Source organism: Mycobacterium sp. NAZ190054 (assembly GCF_001545925.1).
Classification (GTDB): domain Bacteria; phylum Actinomycetota; class Actinomycetes; order Mycobacteriales; family Mycobacteriaceae; genus Mycobacterium.
Map to the genome: position 1 here is coordinate 18,498 of NZ_LMVQ01000390.1, position 8,731 is coordinate 27,228.

At 68.0% G+C, this 8,731-nt stretch carries 6 protein-coding genes and 2 pseudogenes; 6 read left to right on the forward strand and 2 right to left on the reverse strand.

The window, feature by feature from the left end; translation table 11 throughout:
• Position 1 precedes the first annotated feature (1 nt).
• The 3 genes from rpsA to coaE all read left to right on the forward strand — a co-directional run bounded on the left by rpsA (position 2) and on the right by coaE (position 4,027).
• Positions 2–1,447: a 30S ribosomal protein S1 gene (gene rpsA, locus ASJ79_RS22495; protein ID WP_067960114.1), complete on the forward strand. Its 1,446-nt coding sequence runs from the start codon at positions 2–4 to the stop codon at positions 1,445–1,447.
• 120 nt (positions 1,448–1,567) lie between these two features.
• Entirely contained in the window at positions 1,568–2,791 is a 1,224-nt protein-coding gene (gene aztD, locus ASJ79_RS22500) for a zinc metallochaperone AztD (RefSeq protein WP_067960141.1), read from the forward strand.
• 24 nt (positions 2,792–2,815) lie between these two features.
• On the forward strand, positions 2,816–4,027 hold the full coding sequence (gene coaE / locus ASJ79_RS22505; protein ID WP_067960117.1) for a dephospho-CoA kinase: 1,212 nt from the start codon (positions 2,816–2,818) through the stop codon (positions 4,025–4,027).
• On the opposite strand, the gene ASJ79_RS22510 is transcribed toward coaE, so the two are convergent.
• On the reverse strand, positions 4,024–4,584 hold the full coding sequence (locus ASJ79_RS22510) for a hypothetical protein (RefSeq protein ID WP_067960120.1): 561 nt from the start codon (positions 4,582–4,584) through the stop codon (positions 4,024–4,026). The genes coaE and ASJ79_RS22510 overlap by 4 nt on opposite strands.
• An 86-nt stretch (positions 4,585–4,670) precedes the next feature.
• Positions 4,671–5,177, reverse strand: a complete 507-nt coding sequence (locus ASJ79_RS22515) for a DUF402 domain-containing protein (protein WP_082753996.1) — start codon at positions 5,175–5,177, stop codon at positions 4,671–4,673.
• An 82-nt stretch (positions 5,178–5,259) separates the two neighbouring features.
• Between ASJ79_RS22515 and uvrB the strand changes: the two genes are divergently transcribed.
• The 3 genes and pseudogenes from uvrB to ASJ79_RS31415 form a co-directional block, all read left to right on the forward strand.
• Positions 5,260–7,419 (forward strand): excinuclease ABC subunit UvrB, encoded by a 2,160-nt coding sequence (gene uvrB, locus ASJ79_RS22520; protein WP_067960124.1) that lies wholly within the window; start codon positions 5,260–5,262, stop codon positions 7,417–7,419.
• A gap of 41 nt (positions 7,420–7,460) precedes the next feature.
• A pseudogene (locus ASJ79_RS22525) lies at positions 7,461–8,615 on the forward strand (MFS transporter); the annotation flags it as partial.
• Positions 8,605–8,731, forward strand: a pseudogene (locus tag ASJ79_RS31415) (inositol monophosphatase family protein); the annotation flags it as partial. The pseudogenes ASJ79_RS22525 and ASJ79_RS31415, both read left to right, overlap by 11 nt.

Genomic DNA, 8,731 nt, shown 5'->3' on the forward strand with positions numbered 1-8,731 from the left:
CATGCCAAGTCCCTCCGTCACCTCGCCGCAAGTAGCCGTCAACGACATCGGCTCGAGCGAGGACTTTCTCGCCGCCATCGACAAGACCATCAAATACTTCAACGATGGCGACATCGTCGAGGGAACCATCGTCAAGGTTGACCGTGACGAAGTCCTGCTCGACATCGGTTACAAGACTGAAGGCGTCATCCCTTCCCGTGAGCTGTCCATCAAGCACGACGTCGACCCCAATGAGGTTGTGTCCGTCGGCGACGAGGTCGAAGCTCTGGTCCTCACCAAGGAGGACAAGGAAGGCCGCCTGATCCTGTCCAAGAAGCGCGCTCAGTACGAGCGCGCCTGGGGCACCATCGAAGAGCTCAAGGAGAAGGACGAGGCCGTCAAGGGCACCGTCATCGAGGTCGTCAAGGGCGGCCTGATCCTGGACATCGGCCTGCGCGGCTTCCTGCCCGCGTCGCTGGTCGAGATGCGTCGCGTCCGCGATCTGCAGCCGTACATCGGCAAGGAGATCGAGGCCAAGATCATCGAGCTCGACAAGAACCGCAACAACGTGGTGCTCTCGCGCCGCGCATGGCTGGAGCAGACCCAGTCCGAGGTGCGCAGCGAGTTCCTCAACCAGCTCACCAAGGGCGCCATCCGCAAGGGTGTCGTGTCCTCGATCGTCAACTTCGGCGCGTTCGTCGATCTCGGCGGCGTCGACGGCCTGGTGCACGTCTCCGAGCTGTCCTGGAAGCACATCGACCACCCGTCCGAGGTCGTCCAGGTCGGCGACGAGGTCACCGTCGAGGTGCTCGACGTCGACATGGATCGCGAGCGGGTTTCGTTGTCGCTCAAGGCGACTCAGGAAGATCCGTGGCGTCACTTCGCCCGCACCCACGCGATCGGTCAGATCGTGCCGGGCAAGGTCACCAAGCTGGTGCCGTTCGGTGCGTTCGTCCGCGTCGAGGAGGGCATCGAGGGCCTGGTGCACATCTCCGAGCTGTCCGAGCGCCACGTCGAGGTCCCGGACCAGGTGGTCCAGGTCGGCGACGACGCGATGGTCAAGGTCATCGACATCGACCTGGAGCGCCGCCGGATCTCGCTGAGCCTCAAGCAGGCCAACGAGGACTACTCCGACGAGTTCGAGGCCTGGAAGTACGGCATGGCCGACAGCTACGACGACCAGGGCAACTACATCTTCCCCGAGGGCTTCGACGCCGAGACCAACGAATGGCTCGAAGGTTTCGAGAAGCAGCGTGACGAGTGGGAGGCCCGGTACGCCGAGGCCGAGCGCCGCCACAAGATGCACACCGCGCAGATGGAGAAGTTCGCCGCGGCCGAGGAAGCGGCGGCCGCCGAGTCCTCGCGTCCGTCCAACGGATCCTCGCGGTCCGAGGAGTCGGCGGGCGGGTCGCTGGCCAGCGACGCCCAGCTCGCCGCGCTGCGGGAGAAGCTCGCGGGCAACGCCTGACAGAAAGCCCGATCGGAGGCCCCGGCTCACTGGAGCCGGGGCCTTCGTCGGTCCCGGGCAACAAGTGCACATATCGCTTTTTGACAATGATTTTCATTAAGCGGTTGGATCGCTGTCGTGATGACAACTCGACTGCTCGCTGTCCTGTCCGTGGCGCTTGTCGGTGCCGGCTGCGCCGCACCGGAAGGTGCCCCGCCCGCCGGCCCGACCGCGAACCCCTCGGTCCCGCCGGCGCCGACCGAACAGGGCTCGGCGACGCCTCGACTGGCGCTCAGCTACGACGGTGGGCTTCTGGTCCTCGACGCCGCGACCCTGAACCAGGTCGCCGACATCCCGCGCGACGGCTTCGTCCGACTCAACGCCGCGGGCAACGGACGCCACGTCCTGGTCTCCGAGGGCGGCGGGTTCACCGTGCTGGACATGGGAACGTGGACCGACGCCCACGGCGACCACGGTCACCACTACACCACCGAGCCGGTGCTGACCGACGTGCGGTTCGGCGGTGACGAGCCCGGACACGTCGTCGCGCACGACGAGCTGCTCACCCTGTTCAGCGACGGGACCGGGGCCGTCGACGTGGTCGATCCGCACGCGCTGCTCGACGGAGACGGCGACGCCCGGACGGTCGTCACGACGACGCCTCACCACGGCGTCGCGGTCGCCCGCGAAGACGGCACGGTGGTGCTGAGTGTCGGTGACGACGAACGTCGCACCGGGCTGGCGATCCTCGACGCAGCCGGACGAGAGATCGCGTCCAACGATCAGTGCCCCGGGTTGCACGGGGAGGCCGCGGCCGCCGACGGGATCTTGACGTTCGGATGCGAGGACGGGCTACTGATCGTGCGCGGCAACGACATCCGGAAGATCGCCAGCCCGGACCCGTACGGCCGCATCGGAAATCAGGCAGGCAGCACGTCCTCCACGGTGGTGCTCGGTGACTATAAGACCGAACCCGACGCCGACATCGAACGGCCGCAACGGTTCACGCTGACCGACACGGCGACCGGCGCGTTGCGGGTGGTGCCGTTGGAGACGAGCTACAGTTTCCGCTCCCTGGACCGCGGAGCCGCCGGCGAAGCCGTCATCCTCGGCACCGACGGCGCACTGCACGTGTTCGACCCCGTCAGCGCGCAGCGCACCGGACGGTTCCCCGCGATCGAGGAGTGGACCGAACCCGACCGGTGGCAGTCCCCGATGCCGAACCTGCACGTGCAGGACAACGTGGCCTACGTCAGCGATCCGCAGCTGCGCCGGCTGGTGGCCGTCGACCTCGCGAACGGCGCCGTGGTCGCCGAGACGACGCTGCCCCACCAGACCATCGAACTGACGGGTGTCGAAGGCTGACAGGCCGCCTGCCACACTGGTGCGGTGCTGCGCATTGGGTTGACCGGAGGTATCGGGGCGGGCAAGTCGACGGTGTCGGCGACGTTCAGCGAGCTCGGGGGCATCGTCGTCGACGGAGACGTGATCGCCCGCGAGGTCGTCGAACCGGGGACACCGGGGCTGGCCAAACTCGTCGACGCGTTCGGTGAGGACATCCTGCTGCCGGACGGCGCATTGAACCGCCCGGCGTTGGCGGCCATCGCGTTCAGCGACGACGACAAGCGCGCCACGCTCAACGGCATCGTGCATCCTCTTGTCGCACACCGGCGTTCGGAACTGATCGAGGCGGCCGCACACGACGCGGTGATCGTCGAGGACATCCCGCTGCTGGTGGAATCCCAGATGGCGCCGATGTTCCCGTTGGTGATCATCGTGCACGCCGACGAAGCGATTCGGGTCAAACGGCTCATCGAGTACCGGAACTTCTCCGAGGAGGATGCCCGGGCGCGCATCGCCGCACAGGCCGACGAGGAGCAGCGCCGTGTCGTCGCCGATGTCTGGCTGGACAATTCGGGCAGCGCCGCCGAACTCGTGGAGAAGGCGCGCGCGTTGTGGCACACCCGGATCGAACCGTTCGCCCGCAACCTCGAGACCGGCACCCCGGCACCGGCGGCGCCGCAGCCGGTGCCGGCCGACCCGCAGTGGGCCGCTCAGGCGCAGCGCATCCTGGCCCGGCTGCGGACCGCCTGCGGTCACCGGGCCCTCCGCGTCGACCACATCGGGTCCACCGCCGTGCCCGGCCTGGACGCCAAGGACGTCATCGACGTCCAGGTGACCGTCGCGTCCCTGGACGTCGCCGACGAACTGGCCGACCCGCTACGGGCCGCCGGATACGTCCGCACCCCGATCACCGCGGATGTCGGCAAGCCCGACCCCCGCAGCACGGTCGCCGAGATCGACCACACCGAGAATGCCGGCCAGTGGGACAAGCGGCTGTACTGCTCGGCCGATCCCGGCCGCCCGACGAACGTGCACCTCCGGGTGGACGGCCGGGCCGGCCAGCAGTTCGCGCTGCTGTTCGTCGACTGGCTCAAGGACAACCCCGGCGCGCGGGCCGACTACCTCGAACTGAAACGCCGCGTCGCCGCGCAACGGCACGCGACAACCGGTGCCTACGCCGACGCCAAGGAGCCGTGGTTCCTCGACAGCTACCGCCGGGCGTGGGAGTGGGCGGACGCCACCGGCTGGCGACCTTAGGCCGCGGGCACTGCCTGCGCATCCGGCGCCGGCGGAGCCGGGTCCGGTGCGTCCGGACTGACGGCAGGCGGTGCCACGCCGTCGATCGGGAGGTTCAACGGGGCGCCGCACTGCAGCACGCCGTACAGCGGATCGTCTTTCGGTGTGCGCAGCCGCGGCGCGATGAACTGGTCGGCCTTGGCGACGATCTGGTCGTCGACCAGGATCTCACAGTGCAGGTTGGACCCGTACGGCCATTCGATCGACAGCTCCATCCCCGCCTTCGTCGGGTCGGCCAGAACGGCGTTGATCTCGAAGGTCTGTCCGGGCAGCAGCGTGGGCTGCGCGCTGTTGACGTTCTGGTCGTCCATCTTGTACGCGACCACCGCGCCGCGTGATGTGCCGTCGGCCCGCGCGCGGTAGAGCACGTTGTGCAGCACCACGGGTTCGACGGGGGCCGGCTGGATCTCGGTGGCAGGGTCGTCCGGCTGAGCCGAGGCGGTCGGGGCCGTGAGCACGCCGGCCACCAGCGTGGCGACGGCGACGGCAGCGGCCCGCGTGCGCGTGGCGGGAACCATGTGACGAGAGACTACCGTTCGTGCTTGTCCGGTTGCATACGCAGTCGTTGGCATCAGGATCAAGATCGTAAACCCGCAGCAAACCGTTACGCACCGCGCCACGTCAGCGGCATCCCGAGGTGGGAGAGCCAGGCGTGAAGGTCGTAGTCGTGCCGGGCCAGAGCCTCGACGGTGCTGACGGCGGTGCGGACCGCCCGTTCGCCGGCCTCCGGGCTGAGCAGGCCGTCGGCGAGCGCGGCGACCAGCTCGTCGAGGTCGGTCACCTGCACGTCGCGGCCGGTGCGCAGGACGAGGTCGACGTAATGGTCGACGCCTTCCCAGCGCGACGCACCCGGGCGGTACTCGCCGACGTCGAGGTAGTAGTCCTGGTCACGCTTGTGGCCGGGGTTGAAGTGGAACACCGTGGCCCGCAGATTGAGTGCGGGCAGCAGCCACGACTCGAGGTAGCGGAATTGCGCCCGTCCGGGAGCCGGCCGGGCCATGTACAGCCCCCACGGCTGGACGGTGTACACGTCGACGGCCCGGACGATCCCTTTCGGATCGGTGTTCGTGCCGGCCGCGACGTCGAAGATCTCATGCTTGGGAGGATGGATGCCGACCAGGATATGCGCAGGTCCCCGGCCGCGGGCCGCTGCGGGAAGGGAACGTGTCGGTGTCAGGTTCTACCCTGGTGAAATGGCGTTTGCGACCGAACACCCAGTGCTTGCGCACTCGGAGTACCGCCCTGTGGACGAGATCGTCCGCACCGGCAGGCGCTTCGAGGTGGTCAGCGAATACGAGCCGGCCGGGGACCAGCCGGCCGCGATCGACGAACTGGAACGACGGATCCGCGCGGGGGAGAAGGACGTCGTGCTGCTCGGCGCCACCGGCACCGGCAAGTCGGCCACCACGGCCTGGCTCATCGAACGTCTCCAGCGCCCCACCCTGGTGATGGCGCCGAACAAGACGCTGGCCGCCCAGCTCGCCAACGAGCTCCGCGAGATGTTGCCCAACAACGCCGTCGAGTACTTCGTCTCGTACTACGACTACTACCAACCCGAGGCCTACATCGCCCAGACCGACACCTACATCGAGAAGGACAGCTCGATCAACGACGACGTGGAGCGGCTGCGCCACTCGGCGACGTCGAACCTGTTGTCCCGCCGCGATGTGGTGGTGGTCGCGTCGGTCTCCTGCATCTACGGCCTGGGCACACCGCAGTCGTACCTGGACCGCTCCGTCGAGCTCAAGGTCGGCGACGAGGTGCCCCGCGACGGTCTGCTGCGGCTGCTGGTCGACGTGCAGTACACCCGCAACGACATGGCGTTCACCCGCGGCACCTTCCGGGTCCGCGGCGACACCGTCGAGATCATCCCGTCCTATGAGGAACTCGCCGTGCGTATCGAGTTCTTCGGCGACGAGATCGAAGAGCTGTACTACCTGCACCCGCTGACCGGCGACATCGTCCGCAAGGTCGACTCACTGCGCATCTTCCCGGCCACCCACTACGTCGCCGGCCCCGAGCGCATGGCCCAGGCCATCTCCAGCATCGAGCAGGAGCTCGAAGAGCGGCTCGCCGAGTTGGAGGGGCAGGGCAAACTGCTGGAGGCCCAGCGTCTGCGCATGCGCACAAACTACGACATCGAGATGATGCGCCAGGTCGGCTTCTGCTCGGGCATCGAGAACTACTCGCGCCACATCGACGGCCGCGGTCCCGGCACCGCGCCCGCCACGTTGATCGACTACTTCCCCGAGGACTTCCTGCTCGTCATCGACGAGTCACACGTGACCGTGCCGCAGATCGGCGGCATGTACGAGGGCGACATGTCCCGGAAGCGCAATCTCGTCGACTTCGGCTTCCGGTTGCCCTCAGCGGTGGACAACCGCCCCCTGACCTGGGAGGAGTTCGCCGATCGGATCGGCCAGACGGTCTACCTGTCGGCGACACCGGGGTCCTACGAGCTCAGCCAGGCCGGCGGCGAGTTCGTCGAACAGGTCATCCGGCCCACCGGCCTCGTCGACCCGCACGTGATCGTGAAACCGACCAAGGGCCAGATCGACGACCTGATCGGCGAGATCCGCAAGCGCACCGAACGCGACGAACGCGTGCTGGTGACGACGCTGACCAAGAAGATGGCCGAGGACCTGACCGACTACCTGCTGGAGATGGGGATCCGGGTCCGCTACCTGCACTCGGAGGTCGACACGCTGCGGCGCGTCGAACTGCTGCGCCAGCTGCGCCTCGGCGAATACGACGTGCTGGTCGGCATCAACCTGCTGCGCGAGGGTCTCGACCTGCCGGAGGTGTCGCTGGTGGCGATCCTCGATGCCGACAAGGAAGGGTTCCTGCGATCGCCGCGCAGCCTGATCCAGACCATCGGTCGCGCGGCGCGGAACGTCTCCGGCGAGGTGCACATGTACGCCGACACGATGACCGACTCGATGAAGCAGGCGATCGACGAGACCGAGCGTCGCCGGGCGAAGCAGATCGCCTACAACAAAGAGCACGGCATCGACCCGAAACCGTTGCGCAAGAAGATCGCCGACATCCTCGACCAGGTGTACCGGGAGGCCGATGACACCGAGGCGGTCGAGGTCGGCGGCTCCGGTCGCAACGCGTCGCGGGGCAGGCGGGCGCCCGGTGAACCCGGCCGTGCCGTCAGCGCGGGCGTGATCGAGGGCCGCGACACCACCAACATGCCGCGAGCCGAACTGGCCGACCTGATCAAGGAACTCACCGCGCAGATGATGACCGCTGCGCGCGATCTGCAGTTCGAGCTGGCAGCGCGGATCCGCGACGAGATCGCCGACCTGAAGAAGGAACTCCGCGGTATGGATGCCGCAGGTCTCAAGTGACTCTTGATCTCAACGGCTGTTGAGGTCCTACGGTCGAGGCCGTGACCGACACCGAAGCCGGTAGCACGGCCCTCGGGACCGGCAGTTGGCGTGTACTGCTCGGCCCGGCAAATCTCGGCGCCGCGACCGTGCTCGCCGGTGGTGTCGCCCTCTACGCCACCAACGAGTTCCTGACCATCAGCCTGCTGCCCAGCGCGGTCGCCGACATCGGCGGCCAACGGTTCTACGCGTGGGTGACCACGGTCTACCTGGTCGGCTCGGTGATGGCGGCGACCACCGTGCATGCGGTACTCATGCGCCTCGGTCCGCGGTTGGCGTACCTGGCGGCTCTGACGGTGTTCGGGCTCGGCAGCCTCGGATGCGCGGCGGCGCCGACCATGGAATCGCTGCTCGTCGGACGCGCCGTGCAGGGCGCCGCCGGTGGCGTGCTGGCCGGCCTCGGGTATGCGGTCATCAACACCGCGTTGCCCCGTTCGCTGTGGACCAGAGCGTCGGCGCTGGTTTCGGCGATGTGGGGTGTCGGCACGCTGGTCGGTCCGGCCGTGGGCGGGATGTTCGCCCAATACGGTTCGTGGCGTTGGGCTTTCGGTGTGTTGGTGGTGATGGCCATCGCGATGTCGGCGCTGGTACCGGTCGCGCTGCCCGCACGGGTGTCCACGACCACCATGCCGGTGCCGCGCGTCCGCATACCGATCTGGTCTCTGCTGCTGCTCGGTGCGGGCGCGTTGTCGGTCAGTGTCGCCGGCGTGGCGCACGACGGGCGGGTCACCGTCGTTCTGGTGGCGGTCGGCTTCGTGCTCGTGGGGGTGTTCGTGGCCGTCGACAAGCGCGTGCACGCCGCGGTGTTGCCGCCCAGTGTGTTTCGGCCGGGGCCGGTGAAATGGATCTATCTGACGTTGGGCGCGTTGATGGCCGCGACGATGGTCGACATGTACGTGCCGCTGTTCGGTCAGCGGCTCGCTCATCTGACACCGGTCGCGGCCGGCTTCCTCGGTGCCGGACTCGCGATCGGATGGACGGTCGGCGAGATCAGTAGTGCGTCGTTGACCCGGCATCGCGTGACCGTTCGGACGGTGGCGCTCGCGCCGCTCGTGATGGCCGGCGGGCTGACGATCGGCGCGCTGACGCAACACGACGGCGCGGGCCCCGTGCTGGTGGCGCTGTGGGCGGCGGGCCTGATGCTCACTGCTCCCGGAGGTGCGTGACCTGAGGCGGCTGGGTTCGTGTGCGCTGGATCTGTGCATGGTCGCCGAGGGCCGGCTCGACGCGTACTACGAAGAAGGCGTGCACCTGTGGGACTGGGCGGCCGCCG